The organism is Kitasatospora sp. NPDC093806 (assembly GCF_040683335.1).
In the GTDB taxonomy this organism is placed as follows: Bacteria; Actinomycetota; Actinomycetes; order Streptomycetales; family Streptomycetaceae; genus Kitasatospora.
In genome coordinates this window covers 121,813-136,679 of the sequence record NZ_JBFBDO010000003.1, presented here as the reverse complement: position 1 = coordinate 136,679, position 14,867 = coordinate 121,813, and the positions used below count along the sequence as shown (strand labels likewise).

11 protein-coding genes are annotated in these 14,867 nt (G+C 72.6%); 9 read left to right on the top strand and 2 right to left on the bottom strand.

What is annotated here, in order from left to right; all coding sequences use genetic code 11:
* Positions 1-262 precede the first annotated feature (262 nt).
* Positions 263-1,372, bottom strand: a complete 1,110-nt coding sequence (locus tag AB0N76_RS04170) for an amidohydrolase family protein (RefSeq protein WP_363552930.1) — start codon at positions 1,370-1,372, stop codon at positions 263-265.
* Positions 1,373-1,427: 55 nt separating this feature from the next.
* Positions 1,428-2,903 (bottom strand): glutamine synthetase family protein, encoded by a 1,476-nt coding sequence (locus AB0N76_RS04165; protein WP_363552928.1) that lies wholly within the window; start codon positions 2,901-2,903, stop codon positions 1,428-1,430.
* A 493-nt stretch (positions 2,904-3,396) separates the two neighbouring features.
* Here AB0N76_RS04165 and AB0N76_RS04160 point away from each other — a divergent pair, with 493 nt between their 5' ends.
* The 9 genes from AB0N76_RS04160 to AB0N76_RS04120 all read left to right on the top strand — a co-directional run bounded on the left by AB0N76_RS04160 (position 3,397) and on the right by AB0N76_RS04120 (position 14,838).
* Positions 3,397-5,172, top strand: coding sequence for a 3-hydroxybutyryl-CoA dehydrogenase (locus AB0N76_RS04160; RefSeq protein WP_363552926.1), 1,776 nt, complete (start codon positions 3,397-3,399; stop codon positions 5,170-5,172).
* 179 nt (positions 5,173-5,351) lie between these two features.
* The gene (locus AB0N76_RS04155) at positions 5,352-6,266 is read left to right on the top strand and encodes a TetR family transcriptional regulator (RefSeq protein ID WP_363552924.1); all 915 of its coding nucleotides are present in this window, start codon (positions 5,352-5,354) and stop codon (positions 6,264-6,266) included.
* A 360-nt stretch (positions 6,267-6,626) separates the two neighbouring features.
* Positions 6,627-7,964, top strand: a complete 1,338-nt coding sequence (gene ccrA, locus AB0N76_RS04150) for a crotonyl-CoA carboxylase/reductase (RefSeq protein ID WP_363552922.1) — start codon at positions 6,627-6,629, stop codon at positions 7,962-7,964.
* Position 7,965: 1 nt separating this feature from the next.
* Positions 7,966-9,984, top strand: a complete 2,019-nt coding sequence (locus tag AB0N76_RS04145; RefSeq protein WP_363552920.1) for a protein meaA — start codon at positions 7,966-7,968, stop codon at positions 9,982-9,984.
* Positions 9,985-10,004: 20 nt separating this feature from the next.
* A complete protein-coding gene (locus tag AB0N76_RS04140) occupies positions 10,005-10,964 on the top strand; it encodes a CoA ester lyase (RefSeq protein ID WP_363552918.1) in 960 nt (319 codons plus the stop codon).
* A 3-nt stretch (positions 10,965-10,967) separates the two neighbouring features.
* Positions 10,968-11,471 carry a MaoC family dehydratase gene (locus AB0N76_RS04135; RefSeq protein WP_363552916.1) on the top strand — a complete coding sequence of 168 codons (504 nt, stop codon included), beginning with the start codon at positions 10,968-10,970 and terminating at the stop codon, positions 11,469-11,471.
* Positions 11,472-11,611: 140 nt separating this feature from the next.
* A complete protein-coding gene (locus AB0N76_RS04130; protein WP_363552914.1) occupies positions 11,612-12,820 on the top strand; it encodes an acyl-CoA dehydrogenase family protein in 1,209 nt (402 codons plus the stop codon).
* A 460-nt stretch (positions 12,821-13,280) separates the two neighbouring features.
* Positions 13,281-13,973, top strand: a complete 693-nt coding sequence (locus AB0N76_RS04125; RefSeq protein WP_363552912.1) for a phosphatidylserine decarboxylase — start codon at positions 13,281-13,283, stop codon at positions 13,971-13,973.
* A gap of 40 nt (positions 13,974-14,013) precedes the next feature.
* A complete protein-coding gene (locus tag AB0N76_RS04120; RefSeq protein WP_363553050.1) occupies positions 14,014-14,838 on the top strand; it encodes a CDP-alcohol phosphatidyltransferase family protein in 825 nt (274 codons plus the stop codon).
* Positions 14,839-14,867 lie beyond the last annotated feature (29 nt).

The window sequence follows — 14,867 nt, the reverse complement described above, 5'->3', positions numbered from 1 at the left end:
TGATCGGGACGCTAGTGAACAAGTGTTGCAATCCGCAAGAGGTAGACATCGAATCGTCACAACCCGGCCACTTACGGAAGGTATGACTCCGCTTCTGCTGGGCATAGCGTGTGACGATCAGACCGCGGCAGAGAACAAGGGCCACCGGCGAGCGATCCTAGCGAGCCCCGGGGGCCGCAAGCAGGCGGTGGACGCGGCCGGAAGCCGCCACTGGCGGACTGCCGCCACCCCGGACCGGCGGATCCCGGTCGGGCGGGGGCGGTCAGAGCACGTACAACCGGCGGGCGTTGTCGGCCGCCACCCGGCGGGCCAGCCGCTCGGCGTCGGCCGCCGTGCAGGCGCCGTCGGCGCGCCAGTCGTCCAGCAGCACGCCCAGGCCGTGCCGGAACTGGGCGGCGCCGACCAGGTACAGCTCCGGCAGGCCGTAGGCGTCGGTGGAGAACAGCACTTTGCCGAACGGGGCCAGCTCCAGCATCTCGCCGAGCACCGCGGCCGCCCGGGGGCCGACGTAGGAGGTGGTCAGCCCGAGGTCGGTGTACACCAGCGGGAAGGCCTGGGCCAGCCAGGCCGCCTGCCGGTGGTAGGGGTAGCCGTGCAGCAGCACCAGCGGGACGCCGCTCGGCTCGGCGGCGCGCACGAAGTCGGCCAGCAGCGAGGGGTCGGCCCGGTGCAGGGTGAGGTCCGGATCGCCGAAGCCGGTGTGCAGCTGGAGCGGCAGCCGGAGTTCGGCGCCCACCTCCAGCCCGGCCCAGAGCAGTTCGTGCAGCAGCACCGGGTCGGTGAGCCGGCCGCCCCCGGCGTGCGAGTGCGCCGCCGCGGCCGCCGCCACCTCGGCCGGGGCCGGGCGCTCGGCGGGCACCGCCAGGCCGGTCCGGTAGGCCACCACCGACTTGAGCGCGACCGCGCCGGCGGCCGCTTCGGCCAGCGCCTCGCGGACCGCCCGGGCCCAGTCGCCCGGCGCGGCCGCGACCGTCTCGGCGACCGACTCCAGCCGGACCACCTCGCGCACCCGGGCGCCGGCCGCCTCGGCGAACTCGCCGAGCGGCAGCAGCGGATGGCCGGCCGCGCCGGTCAGCCCGGTGTCCACCAGGCAGGTGTGCAGCCCGGCGGCGGCCAGCAGCCGGCGGGTGGCCTCGGGCGCGCCGAGCTCGCGCCGCCGGGCCAGGTACTCCTCGGCGGGGGCGTGCGCGGGCAGCCCGAGCGCGGGCGGGCACCAGCGGCGGACGGCGAGGCCGAGCGCGCTGTCGAACGGCGAGCCGCCGGGCGCGGGCGGCCGGTCGGACTCGGTGAGCAGCCCCGCCAGGGCGTCGTCGGCGAGCTCGGCGGTCAGCACGCTGTGGCAGTGGTGGTCGACCAGCGCGGGAAGGTCCACGGCCTAGGACCGCCGGCGGGTGACGAGGGCGAGTCGCTCGGGGAGGTCCACGCCGCTAGTACCGCCAGCGGGTGGCGGCGGCGAGCCGCTCCGGGGGCGTGTCGGCGTACTGCTCGCTCTCCGCCTGGCGGACAGCCAGCACCGCCTCGTACAGCGGCTCGCCGAGCGCCTCGCGCAGCGTCGCCGACTTGCGGTAGGCGGCGATCGCCTCGGCCGGGCCGGCCGGCAGCCGGGGGACGGTGCCGGGTGCGGCGGCGGCCGGGTCCCCGGTGAACTCCGGTGGCAGCGCGAGCCGTTGGTCCAGCCCGGCGAGGCCGGCGGCGATCACCGCGCCGATCGCCAGATAGGGGTTGGCGGTGGCGTCGAAGCACTTGATCTCGGCGTTGGCGGCGGTGGCGCGCTCGCCGGTGGAGCCGGTGACCAGCCGGAGCGCGGCCTCCCGGTTCTCCAGGCCCCAGCACTGGTAGGCGCCGGCCCAGTGCGAGGGGACCAGCCGCAGGTAGCCGGCCGGGCTGGAGCAGCCGAGCACCAGCAGTTCGGGCAGCGCGCCGAGCACCCCGGCCAGGAACCCCTCGGCCTCGGCGGTCAGCCCGTGCGGACCGGGGCCGCCGTGCGCGAGGTTGCGCCCGTCCCGCCAGAGGCTGAGGTGGAGGTGGCCGCCGTTGCCGACCGAACCGGCCTCGACCACCGGGGCGAAGGAGGCCCGCAGGCCGTGCCGGGCGGAGACGGCGCGGACGGTCTGCCGGATCAGCACCGAGGTGTCGGCGGCCTCGACCGGGCCCTCGGGGGCGACCGAGACCTCGAACTGCCCGGCCGCGTACTCGGGGTGGACCTGGAGCACGGTCAGCCCCTGCTCGCCGAGCGCGCGCAGCAGGTCGCGCAGGTAGTCGGAGAGGTCGATGAGCCGCTGCATGCCGTAGGCGGGACCGGCGGTCGGGTAGCGGGGCTCCTCCTCCGGCGGGCCGGCCAGCGCGACCACCCACTCGACCTCGATCCCGGCCTTGAGGGTGAGCCCGCGCTCGGCGGCGGCGGCGACCATCCGGCGGGCGAACAGCCGCTGGCAGCCCGGGTGCGGCGGGCCGGCCTGGGTGTAGCGCTCGCCCGGGGCCCAGGCCCAGCCGGGCTGGGCGGCCAGCGGGACCAGCCGCTCGACGTCGGGGTGGAGCCGGAGGTCGCCGGTGGGGCCGCCGATCAGCGGGCTGGAGACGATGGTGTCGTCGGCCAGGAAGACGTCGAAGCAGGGGGCCGCGCCGATCCCCCACTGCGCCGCGTGCACCAGCCCGGTGAGCGGGACCGCCTTGACCCGGGCGATGCCGGCGTTGTCCACCCAGGTGACGGCGACCGCCTCGACCCCGGTGGCGCGCAGCCGCTCGACCGCCGCCTGCGCGCGCGCCGCCCGGTCCGCGCGCGGCGGCGGCGCGGCACCGTCGAGCGCCCCGCCGGCGGACCCGGCGGAGGACCCGCCGAGGGGCTCGGCGGACGGCTCGGCGGACGGCTCGGGACGGCCCGCGGCAACGGTTCCAGTGCTCATGTCCCTCATGCTGCCCCGGCACGCCCTCTTGCGTAACTCCCCTATCGAGTGGTCCGAACGGACGTCCGTCCACCCCGTCACCCACACGAGCGAAGGTGGCTCGTTCACCCCCTTCCTACTGCTCGGTAACTTCGCTACAGTGGCGGGCACGCACCACCGTCGGGCTTCGGGAGCCGCACCGACGGGGGCGTCGCCACGGCATGCGGGAATCGCGCGGACCGGGCGGCGCGTGGCGGTGCGCTCGTTCACCTTCACCGGTCGGTGCCGCGGATCGCGGCCGGAGCCGGGTCTTCTCCTCTGTCTTCAGAGTTTCAGCGTCGCTTCCTTCACGTCGAGCGCCTGAGTACCACGGCACACCCGCAGCACCGCCGGAGCGGACCGGCGGCTGCGCGGTGGCCGCAACCGTCATCTCCCCAGCCCCGCACGCGGACCCTCCTCCGGAGGCGTGTCCGCCGGAGCGCGCGCGGGCCTTCCATGACAAGGAGTCAGGACAATGGAGCGTCCCTTCCCCACGGTCGCCGTGGTCGGGCTCGGCACGATGGGTGCCGGCGTCGCCGTGGCGGTCGCCAAGAGCGGCCGCCGGGTGATCGGCATCGAGGCCGACGAGGCCTCCGCCGCCCGGGCGCTGGCCCGGATCGAGGAGGCGACCGCGCACGCGGTGGCCCGGGAGCGGCTCACCGCCGAGGAGCGGGCCGGACTGCTCGCCCGGATCTCGGTCGGCTCCGCGCTGGACGCCGCCGCCGCGGCCGACCTGGTGATCGAGGAGGTGCCGGAGCGGCTGGAGCTCAAGCGCGAGCTCTTCGCCGAGCTGGACCGGATCTGCCCGCCGGAGACGGTGCTGGCCACCGGCACCACCGCGCTGTCGGTGACCCGGATCGCCGCCGCCACCGCCCGCCCGGACCGGGTGCTCGGCCTGCACTTCTTCAACCCGGTGCACACCATGAAGCTGGTCGAGGTGGTGCGCACCGTGCTCACCACCCCGCGGGTGGCCGAGGACGCCGCGGCGTTCGCCCGGGACCTCGACAAGGAGCCGGTGGCGGCCGGCGACCGGGCCGGCTTCGTGGTCAACGGGCTGCTCTTCGCCTACCTGAACCAGGCCGCCGCGATGTACGAGTCCCGGTACGCCACCCGGGAGGACATCGACGCCGCGATGCGGCTCGGCTGCGGCCTGCCGATGGGCCCGCTGGCGCTGCTCGACCTGATCGGCGTGGACACCGCCCGGACCGTCCTGGAGGCGATGTACGAGCAGTCCCGGGACCGGCTGCACGCGCCCGCGCCGATCCTCGGCCAGTTGGTCTCGGCCGGCCTGCTGGGCCGCAAGACCGGCCGCGGCTTCTACACCTACGAGGCACCCGGCTCGTCCAGGGCCGTCGACGCCCAGACCGGGCCCGCCCGGCCGGACCTGCCCGGCCGCGAGGTGCGCACCGTCGGCGTGTGCGGCTCGGGCACCATGGCCACCGGCATCGTCGAGGTGTTCGCCAAGGCCGGGTACCCGGTGCTGCTGGCCGCCCGCAGCCAGGAGAAGGCGGAGACCGCCAAGGCGCAGCTGGCCCGGTCGCTGGAGCGCTCGGTGGCCAAGGGCCGGCTGAGCGAGGAGCAGCGGGACGCCGCGCTGGCGCTGGTCACCCCGGTCGGGCAGTACGGCGAGCTGGCCGAGGTGGACCTGGTGGTCGAGGCGGTGGCCGAGGACCTGGCGGTCAAGCGGGAGCTGTTCGCCACCCTGGACAAGATCGTGAAGCCGGGCGCGGTGCTGGCCACCACCACCTCCTCGCTGCCGGTGATCAGCTGCGCCTCGGCCACCTCGCGGCCGCAGGACGTGATCGGGATGCACTTCTTCAACCCGGCGCCGGCGATGAAGCTGGTCGAGGTGGTGTCCACGGTGCTGACCGCGCCGGACGTCACCGCGACCGTGCTGGAGCTGTGCGCGAAGGTGCGCAAGCACCCGGTGGAGTGCGGCGACCGGGCCGGGTTCATCGTGAACGCGCTGCTCTTCCCGTACCTGAACGACGCGGTGCGGATGCTCCAGGAGCACTACGCGACGGTGGACGACATCGACACCGCGATGAAGCTCGGCTGCGGCTACCCGATGGGCCCGTTCGAGCTGCTGGACGTGGTCGGCCTGGACGTGTCGCTGACCATCGAGCAGGTGCTGCACCAGGAGTTCCGCGAGCCGGGGCTGGCCGCGGCGCCGCTGCTGGAGCACCTGGTGGCGGCGGGCTGCCTGGGCCGCAAGACCGGCCGCGGTTTCCGCGACCACGCGCGCCGATGACCACGCCGTCGCCCTACGGGGCCCAGCCCGGCCGGCCGCCGGTGCCGTCGGAGCGGGCCGGCTGGGGGCCGGGCGCGGTCTCCGCGCACTGGCCCAGACCGGCGGTGAGCGGCCCGGTCGCCCCGGTGCGCCGGGGAAGGCCCGCGGTCCCGGCGCCGGGGACGTGTAGCGTTCCGGCCATGGATCGGGTTCAGTCACTCTCCCCGCAGCACTCCGCCCCCGCGCGGGACGGCCGGCCGGCCGGGACCGGGTCGGGGGGCCAGGAGGGGGGCCCGGGCGGTCGCCGGGCGGCGGCGCAGCGCCAGCAGATGCGCCAGGACCTGGCCAGCGCGGCGATGGAGCTGTTCGCCTCGCAGGGCTACGAGGAGACCACGGTCGACCAGATCGCGGCGGCCGCCGGGGTGGCCCGGCGGACCTTCTTCCGGTACTTCCGGTCCAAGGAGGAGGCGATCTTCCCGGACCACGACGACACCCTGGTCCGGGTGGCCGACCTGCTGGCGAGCGCCGAGCCGGAGGAGCACCCGCTGGACGTGGTGTGCCGCGGCATCAAGGAGGTGCTGCGGATGTACGCCTCCACGCCCGGGGTGTCGGTGGCCCGGTACCAGCTGATCCGTCAGGTGCCGGCGCTGCGCGAGCGGGAGATCGCGGTGGTGGCCCGGTACGAGCGGCTGTTCACCCGCTACCTGCTGGGCCGGTTCGACACCGCGGAGGAGATCCCGACGGGCTGGCAGCGCGGCGGCGAGGACGACTCGATGCTGGCCGAGGTGTCGGCGGCGGCCGTGGTCGCGGCGCACAACCACGTGCTGCGGCGCTGGTTGCGGGCGGGCGGCCGGGGTGACGTGGAGGCGCAGCTGGACCACTCCTTCGAGGTGATCCGGCGGACCTTCTGGGCGTCCAGCACGCCCGGCGCGCGGCGCCGCGGTGCCCTGGTGGCACCCGGTGCCAGTGGGACGGAGGCGGAGGGGGTGGCCGCGAGCGCACTGAGTGCCAGCCCCGGGGGTGAGGTGCTCATCACAGTCGCCCGCACCGATGCTCCGCTGGACCTCGTGGTGGACTCCATCCGGGCCGCGCTGGAGGACGCCAAGCGCGCCTGACCGCCTGCGTTTTCGCAGGTCGAGGCGGGTTCAAGGGCCCGTGCCGAATCCTCGGCACGGGCCCTTCGCATGCCCGCGCGGGGCCGTCCGGAGGCCGTCCGGGCGGGCCGGAATTCGTGACACCCGGTGTCTTTACGAGTGGCACAGGGTGCCACTACCTTGTTACCCACCAGTCGCGGCGCCGCGGCTCCCCACCTCGGCGCGCCGCGGACCGGCGCTCCCCCACCCCGGGAGCGACGCCCAGCAGTGCCAGGCCCACCAGCCACCCAATCCACCACCCATCTCAGCGAAGCCGGTGTCCGCTCCCGGCTCCCCCAGACGCCCTGTGCCCCTCACACAGGTACGCCTTCGGAGGCAGCCATGAAGGAAATCCTCGACGCGATCCTCAGCACCGACAGCACCTCGGCGGACTTCGCCGCGGTCAAGCTGCCGGAGTCCTACCGAGCGGTGACGCTCCACAAGGACGAGGAGCAGATGTTCGCGGGCCTCGACAGCCGCGACAAGGACCCTCGCAAGTCCCTTCACCTCGACGAGGTGGCCCTGCCCGAGCTGGGCCCGGGCGAGGCCCTGGTCGCCGTCATGGCGAGCGCCGTCAACTACAACACCGTGTGGAGCTCGATCTTCGAGCCGGTCTCCACCTTCGGCTTCCTGGAGCGCTACGGCCGGCTCTCCCCGCTCACCAAGCGCCACGACCTGCCGTACCACGTGCTCGGCTCGGACCTGGCCGGCGTGGTGCTGCGCACCGGCGCCGGGGTCAACGCCTGGAAGCCGGGCGACGAGGTGGTCGCGCACTGCCTGTCCGTCGAGCTGGAGTCCTCGGACGGCCACAACGACACGATGATGGACCCGGAGCAGCGGATCTGGGGCTTCGAGACCAACTTCGGCGGCCTGGCCCAGCTGGCCCTGGTGAAGACCAACCAGCTGATGCCCAAGCCGGCCCACCTGACCTGGGAGGAGGCCGCCTCCCCCGGCCTGGTCAACTCCACCGCGTACCGCCAGCTGGTCTCGCAGAACGGCGCGGGCATGAAGCAGGGCGACAACGTGCTGATCTGGGGCGCCAGCGGCGGCCTCGGCTCGTACGCCACCCAGTACGCGCTGGCCGGCGGCGCCACCCCGATCTGCGTGGTCTCCAACGACCAGAAGGCCGAGATCTGCCGGGCGATGGGCGCCGAGGCGATCATCGACCGCTCCGCCGAGGGCTACAGGTTCTGGAAGGACGAGCACACCCAGGACCAGCGCGAGTGGAAGCGCTTCGGCGGGAAGATCCGCGAGCTGACCGGCGGCGAGGACGTCGACATCGTCTTCGAGCACCCGGGCCGGGAGACCTTCGGCGCCAGCGTGTACGTCACCCGCAAGGGCGGCACCATCGTCACCTGCGCCTCCACCTCCGGCTACATGCACCAGTACGACAACCGCTACCTGTGGATGTCGCTCAAGCGCATCGTCGGCTCGCACTTCGCCAACTACCGCGAGGCCTGGGAGGCCAACCGCCTGGTGGCCAAGGGCAAGATCCACCCGACCGTGTCCAAGGTGTACTCGCTGGACCAGACCGGCCAGGCCGCGCTGGACGTCCACCAGAACAAGCACCAGGGCAAGGTCGGCGTGCTCTGCCTGGCCCCGGAGGAGGGCCTGGGCGTGCGCGACGCCGAGCTGCGCGAGAAGCACCTGCCCGCCATCAACCGCTTCAGGAACATCTGACATGGCCGACCGCGACCGCCCCTGGCTGATGCGCACCTACGCCGGGCACTCGACGGCGAAGGACTCCAACGCGCTGTACCGGCGGAACCTGGCCAAGGGGCAGACCGGCCTCTCCGTCGCCTTCGACCTGCCGACCCAGACCGGCTACGACTCCGACCACATCCTCGCCCGCGGCGAGGTCGGCCGGGTCGGCGTGCCGGTGGGCCACGTCGGCGACATGCGGACCCTGTTCGACGGCATCCCGCTCGAACAGACCAACACCTCGATGACGATCAACGCCACCGCGATGTGGCTGCTGGCGCTCTACCAGGTGGTCGCCGAGGAGCAGGGCGCCGACATCGCCAAGCTCACCGGCACCACCCAGAACGACATCGTCAAGGAGTACCTGTCGCGCGGGACGCACGTCTTCCCGCCCGGCCCCTCGGTCCGCCTGATCACCGACATGATCGCCTACACGGTCGGGAACATCCCGAAGTGGAACCCGATCAACATCTGCAGCTACCACCTCCAGGAGGCCGGGGCCACCCCGGTCCAGGAGATCGCCTACGCGATGTGCACGGCGATCGAGGTGCTGGACGCCGTCCGCGACTCCGGCCAGGTGCCGGCCGAGCGGATGGGCGAGGTGGTCGCCCGGATCTCCTTCTTCGTGAACGCCGGCGTGCGGTTCGTCGAGGAGATGTGCAAGATGCGCGCCTTCGCCCGGCTCTGGGAGAAGGTCACCCGGGAGCGGTACGGCATCGAGGACGCCAAGCAGCGCCGGTTCCGCTACGGCGTCCAGGTCAACTCGCTCGGCCTGACCGAGGCGCAGCCGGAGAACAACGTCCAGCGGATCGTGCTGGAGATGCTCGCCGTCACGCTCTCCAAGGACGCCCGCGCCCGCGCCGTCCAGCTGCCCGCCTGGAACGAGGCGCTCGGCCTGCCCCGCCCGTGGGACCAGCAGTGGTCGCTGCGGATCCAGCAGGTGCTCGCCTACGAGTCCGACCTGCTGGAGTACGGGGACATCTTCAACGGCTCCGAGGTGATCGAGGCCAAGACCGCCGAGCTGCTGGCCGGCGCCGAGGCGGAGATCGCCAAGGTGCTGGAGATGGGCGGGGTCATCCCGGCCGTCGAGTCCGGCTACCTCAAGTCCAACCTGGTCTCCTCGCACGCCGCCCGGCGGGCCCGGATCGAGTCCGGCGAGGACAAGATCGTCGGGGTGAACTGCTTCGACACCACCGAGGAGAGCCCGCTCACCGCGGACCTCGACACCGCGATCATGGTCGTCGACCCGGCCTCCGAGCAGTCCGTGCTGGCCGCCCTGGAGGCCTGGCGCGGGCAGCGCGACGAGGCCGCCGCGCTGCGCGCCCTGGAGGAGCTCAAGGCCGTCGCGGCGACCGGCGAGAACCTGATGCCGGCCACCCTGGCCTGCGCCCGCGCCGGGGTCACCACCGGCGAGTGGTCCTTCGCCCTGCGCGAGGTGTTCGGCGAGTACCGGGCGCCCACCGGCGTCGGCGGCGCCCCGGTCGCGGTCGCGGCCGAGCCCGGCGGCGAGCTGGCCGCGGTCCGCGAGGCGGTCGCCGCGACCGCCGCCGAGCTGGGCGGCGGCAAGCTGCGCCTGCTGGTCGGCAAGCCCGGCCTGGACGGGCACTCCAACGGCGCCGAGCAGATCGCCGTCCGGGCCCGGGACGCCGGCTTCGAGGTGGTCTACCAGGGCATCCGGCTCACCCCCGAGCAGATCGTCTCGGCGGCCGTCGCCGAGGACGTCCACTGCGTGGGCCTGTCGATCCTCTCCGGCGCCCACTCCGAGCTGGTCCCGGACGTCCTGCACCGGCTCCGCCGGGCCGGGGTGGAGGATGTCCCGGTGATCGTGGGTGGCATCATCCCGGCAGCGGACGGCGAGGCCCTCAAGGCCGCCGGCGTCGCCGCCGTGTTCACCCCGAAGGACTTCGGCATCACCACCATCATCGGCCGGATCGTGGACGAGATCCGGCTGGCCAACAGGCTCCAGCCCTGGACGCCGGCCCCGGCCACGACCAGCTGACCCCGGAAGGATCCACCCCCGTGACTGTCAACCGCCTCCGCCCGCGCCGCTCCTGCCTGGCCGTACCCGGCTCCAACCCGCGGTTCCTGGAGAAGGCCCAGGGCCTGCCCGCCGACCAGGTCTTCCTCGACCTGGAGGACGCCTGCGCCCCGCTGGTCAAGGAGAGCGCCCGGCACAACATCGTCGACGCCCTGAACAACGGCGACTGGGGCGGCAAGACCCGCGTCGTGCGCGTCAACGACTGGACCACCCACTGGACCTACCGCGACGTGATCACCGTGGTCGAGGGCGCCGGCCCGAACCTGGACTGCATCATGCTGCCGAAGGTGCAGGACGCCGAGCAGGTCAAGGCGCTCGACCTGCTGCTCACCCAGATCGAGAAGACCATGGGCTTCGAGGTCGGCAAGATCGGCATCGAGGCGCAGATCGAGAACGCCAAGGGCCTGATCAACGTCGACGCGATCGCCCAGGCCTCGCCCCGGCTGGAGACCATCATCTTCGGCCCGGCCGACTTCATGGCCTCGATCAACATGAAGTCCCTGGTGGTCGGCGAGCAGCCGCCCGGCTACGGCGCCGACGCCTACCACTACATCCTGATGCGCATCCTGATGGCCGCCCGCGCCAACGACCTCCAGGCGATCGACGGCCCCTACCTGCAGATCCGCAACCCCGACGGCTACCGCGAGGTGGCCGGCCGCGCCGCCGCGCTCGGCTTCGACGGCAAGTGGGTGCTCCACCCGGACCAGGTCGCCATCGCCAACGAGGTCTTCTCCCCCTCGCAGGCCGACTACGACCACGCCGAGCTGATCCTGGACGCCTACGACTGGTGCACCTCCGAGGCGGGCGGCGCCAAGGGCTCGGCGATGCTCGGCGACGAGATGATCGACGAGGCCAGCCGCAAGATGGCCCTGGTCATCGCCGGCAAGGGCCGGGCCGCCGGCATGCAGCGCACCACCAAGTTCGAGATCCCGGAGAGCTGAGCCATGCAGTTCGGACGCACCTACGAGGAGTTCGAGGTCGGCGCGGTCTACAAGCACTGGCCCGGCAAGACCGTCACCGAGTACGACGACCACCTGTTCTGTCTGCTCACCATGAACCACCACCCGCTCCACATGGACACCAACTACGCCGAGAAGACGACGGACTTCGGCAAGAACGTCGTGGTGGGCAACTACATCTACTCGCTGCTGCTCGGCATGTCCGTCCCGGACGTCTCCGGCAAGGCGATCGCCAACCTGGAGATCGAGTCGCTGCGGCACGTCGCGCCGACCTTCCACGGCGACACCATCTACGGCGAGACCACCGTCCTCGACAAGTGGCCGTCCAAGTCCAAGGACGACCGCGGCATCGTCTACGTCGAGACCAAGGGCTACAAGCAGGACGGCACCGTCGTCTGCATCTTCCGCCGCAAGGTGATGGTCCCCACCGAGACCTACACCAAGGCGCGCGGCGGCGAGCAGCCCGGCCGGCCCACCCCCTCGGCCTGAGCCCAGGCCCCCTCCGGACCCCGGACGGGCCGGCCGCCGTCATCGGCCGTGCCCCGAACCGGTTCACGGGGGCTCCGCGGAAGCCACGCCCGCGGAGCCCCCGTCCACCCTCTTCCCCCAGGCATGACAGGAGCCGCACGATGGGACGCCTCGCACAGACCGACGGCCTCACCGAGATCCAGCGGGACATCCTCGCCACCGTGCGCGAGTTCGTCGACAAGGAGATCATCCCGGTCGCGACCGAGCTGGAGCACAAGGACGAGTACCCGACCGCGATCGTCGAGGGCATGAAGCAGCTCGGGCTGTTCGGCCTGACCATCCCGGAGGAGTACGGCGGCCTCGGCGAGTCGCTGCTCACCTACGCCCTGGTGGTCGAGGAGATCGCCCGCGGCTGGATGTCGGTCTCCGGCATCGTCAACACCCACTTCATCGTCGCGCACATGATCAACGCGCACGGCACCCAGGAGCAGAAGGACCACTTCCTGCCGAAGATGGCGGCCGGCGAGATCCGCGGCGCCTTCTCGATGTCCGAGCCGGGCCTCGGCTCCGACGTCGCGGCGATCTCCACCAAGGGCGTCAGGGACGAGGGCGGCGAGTTCTACGTCCTCAACGGCCAGAAGATGTGGCTGACCAACGGCGGCACCTCCACCCTGGTCGCGGTGCTGTGCAAGACCGACGAGGGCGGCTCCACCCCGTACAAGAACATGACCACCTTCCTGATCGAGAAGACGCCGGGCTTCGGACCGAACCCGACCGTCCCCGGCCTCACCGTGCCCGGGAAGATCGAGAAGATGGGCTACAAGGGCGTCGACACCACCGAGCTGGTGCTGCAGGACGTCCGCGTCCCGGCGGACCGGATCCTCGGCGGCGTCCCCGGCCGCGGCTTCTACCAGATGATGGACGGCGTCGAGGTCGGCCGGGTCAACGTGGCCGCGCGCGGCTGCGGCGTCGCCCGCCGTGCCTTCGAGCTGGGCATCGCCTACGCCCAGCAGCGCACCACCTTCGGCAAGAAGATCGCCGAGCACCAGGCGATCCAGTTCAAGCTCGCCGAGATGGCCACCAAGGTCGAGGCCGCCCACCAGATGATGGTGATGGCCGCCCGCAAGAAGGACGGTGGCGAGCGCAACGACCTGGAAGCCGGCATGGCGAAGTACCTCGCCTCCGAGTACTGCAAGGAGGTCGTCGAGGACTCCTTCCGCATCCACGGCGGCTACGGCTTCTCCAAGGAGTACGAGATCGAGCGGCTCTACCGGGAGGCCCCGATGCTGCTGATCGGTGAAGGTACTGCGGAGATCCAGAAGATGATCGTCGGGCGCCGGCTGCTGGAGGAGTACCGCATCGCGGACTGAGCGCCCGGCTCACCGAGCCGCCGGACGACGGGCGTGCGGGCCCGTCCCGGCAGCGCGCCGTGTCCCGACCCGGCTGGCCTGGTCCGCCCCGGGTCCGGCACGGCCCCCGAAGCGGCCGCAGGGCGTACAGCTGCTGTCACGCGCCCTGCGGCCGCTTCGGCACACCCTCCGCGCGCCCTTCCGCATACCGTCGGCCGGGCGTGTTCGCGGCCCGGCGGGGGCGGTTGAGACAAGAGTCACCAGCTTCGCCCGGTCCCTTGGGAACCGGAGCGGGGCGAGCTACGGTCGTATACACAGAGGCGCACCGGCGCCTCCGGCAGGACACATGAACGAGCAGGCGGGTTGCCCACCCACCGTGTGCTCCCGATAGCATCCACCGGGACAGCAGACGTCCCTCTATTACCCGATCCCGCGGTGGCCCCCGTCCAGCGGCCATGATCCCCCGCGACAAAGGTCTTCGATGCCCATCAGCCCGTCCCCTCACACCTCCGTCACGGACCGCGATGCCCTCGCAGCCACGACGGCCGGTCGGCGACCCCGCGTGACCATCGCGCGCGGAGCCACCCCCTGGTTCGTCCCCACCCTCGCCACGGCCGCCGTGACCACCGCCCTCACCCGGCGCAGCGGCAAGTGGGCCCTGGCGGCGGTGCCCGCCTGTGCGCTCGGCGCCGGCATGCTGTGGTTCTTCCGCGACCCCGAGCGTGAGATCGGCACGGGCAGAGTGATCTCCCCCGCCGACGGCGTGGTCCAGAGCATCGACGCGTGGCCGGACGGCCGGACCCGCGTGGCGATCTTCATGAGCCCGCTCAACGTGCACGTCAACCGCGCGCCGCTGCCCGGCACGGTGACCTCGGTCGAGCACGTGCCCGGCGGCTTCGTGCCCGCGTTCAACAAGGACAGCGACCAGAACGAGCGGGTCGTCTGGCACTTCGACACCGAGCTCGGCGACATCGAGATGGTGCAGATCGCGGGGGCCGTGGCCCGCCGCATCGTGCCGTACGTGGACGCCGGTACCAAGGTCGAGCAGGGCGACCGGATCGGCCTGATCCGGTTCGGCTCCCGGGTCGACACCTACCTGCCGGCCGGCGTCGAGGTCGGCGTCGAGGTCGGCCAGAAGACCACCGCCGGGGTGACGCGCCTTGACCGTGACTGATCCTGAGACGATCGTCGGCCTGGACGACGAGGAGACGGCCCTGCGCCGTCGCCGCTGGGCCCGCGACCGCGAGCTCCGCGCGCCGCGCTCGCCGCAGCACCTGTCGACCGCCGACTTCCTGACCCTGGGGAACGCCGTCTGCGGCTTCCTGGCGATCTACTCGATCACCACCGGGGTCCTCGTCCCGCACATCACCAACCCGGACGCCGCGCCGGACAAGCACAGCGCCGCCACCGCGGTGACGCTGCTGCTGATCGGCTCGATGTGCGACCTCTTCGACGGGCTGGTGGCGCGCAAGCTGCGCTCCTCCGCCCTCGGGGCGGAACTGGACAACCTGGCCGACCTGATCAGTTTCGGCATCGCGCCGGCCTACTTCGTCGCGGTCTGGGGCATGGTCTCGCCGGGCTCCGACAGCCGGCTCTCGGCGCTGATCGCGCTGACGGTGCTGCTGTCCGTGGTGCTGCGGCTGGCCCGCTTCTCGGCCGTGAAGATGCGGCCCGGGGTGTTCCAGGGCATGCCCTGCCCGATGGGCGCGATGACGGTGATCGCCATCGTGCTGCTCGACCCGCCGTTCCTGCCGGGTCTGCTGGCCATCGCGGGCACCGCGTACCTGATGATGAGCCGGATCGAGTACCCGAAGCCGCAGGGGCTGCTGGCCACCGCGACGCTCTGCTGGATCGTGCTCTCGATCGGCTGCCTGGCGGCCTGGGCGACCGGTGCGCCCGGTGGCGACACCCTGCTGCACATCGGCGCCTTCGCGCAGATCGCGCTGGCCGCGATGGCGCCGCTGCTGGTGATCCGCCGCAAGGTGGGCCAGAAGGTCGGCGACGTGCGGGCGCGCCGCGCGGAGTCGCGGATCGGCTGACGGCCGCAGGACGCACGGAAAGGGCCCGG

Excerpts from the sequence above, each read along its gene's own strand:
- AB0N76_RS04165 (WP_363552928.1), bottom strand. The coding sequence starts at position 2,903 with ATGAGCACTGGAACCGTTGCCGCGGGCCGTCCCGAGCCGTCCGCCGAG.
- AB0N76_RS04160 (WP_363552926.1), top strand. The coding sequence starts at position 3,397 with ATGGAGCGTCCCTTCCCCACGGTCGCCGTGGTCGGGCTCGGCACGATG.
- AB0N76_RS04155 (WP_363552924.1), top strand. The coding sequence starts at position 5,352 with ATGGATCGGGTTCAGTCACTCTCCCCGCAGCACTCCGCCCCCGCGCGG.
- ccrA (WP_363552922.1), top strand. The coding sequence starts at position 6,627 with ATGAAGGAAATCCTCGACGCGATCCTCAGCACCGACAGCACCTCGGCG.
- AB0N76_RS04145 (WP_363552920.1), top strand. The coding sequence starts at position 7,966 with ATGGCCGACCGCGACCGCCCCTGGCTGATGCGCACCTACGCCGGGCAC.
- AB0N76_RS04135 (WP_363552916.1), top strand. The coding sequence starts at position 10,968 with ATGCAGTTCGGACGCACCTACGAGGAGTTCGAGGTCGGCGCGGTCTAC.
- AB0N76_RS04130 (WP_363552914.1), top strand. The coding sequence starts at position 11,612 with ATGGGACGCCTCGCACAGACCGACGGCCTCACCGAGATCCAGCGGGAC.
- AB0N76_RS04125 (WP_363552912.1), top strand. The coding sequence starts at position 13,281 with ATGCCCATCAGCCCGTCCCCTCACACCTCCGTCACGGACCGCGATGCC.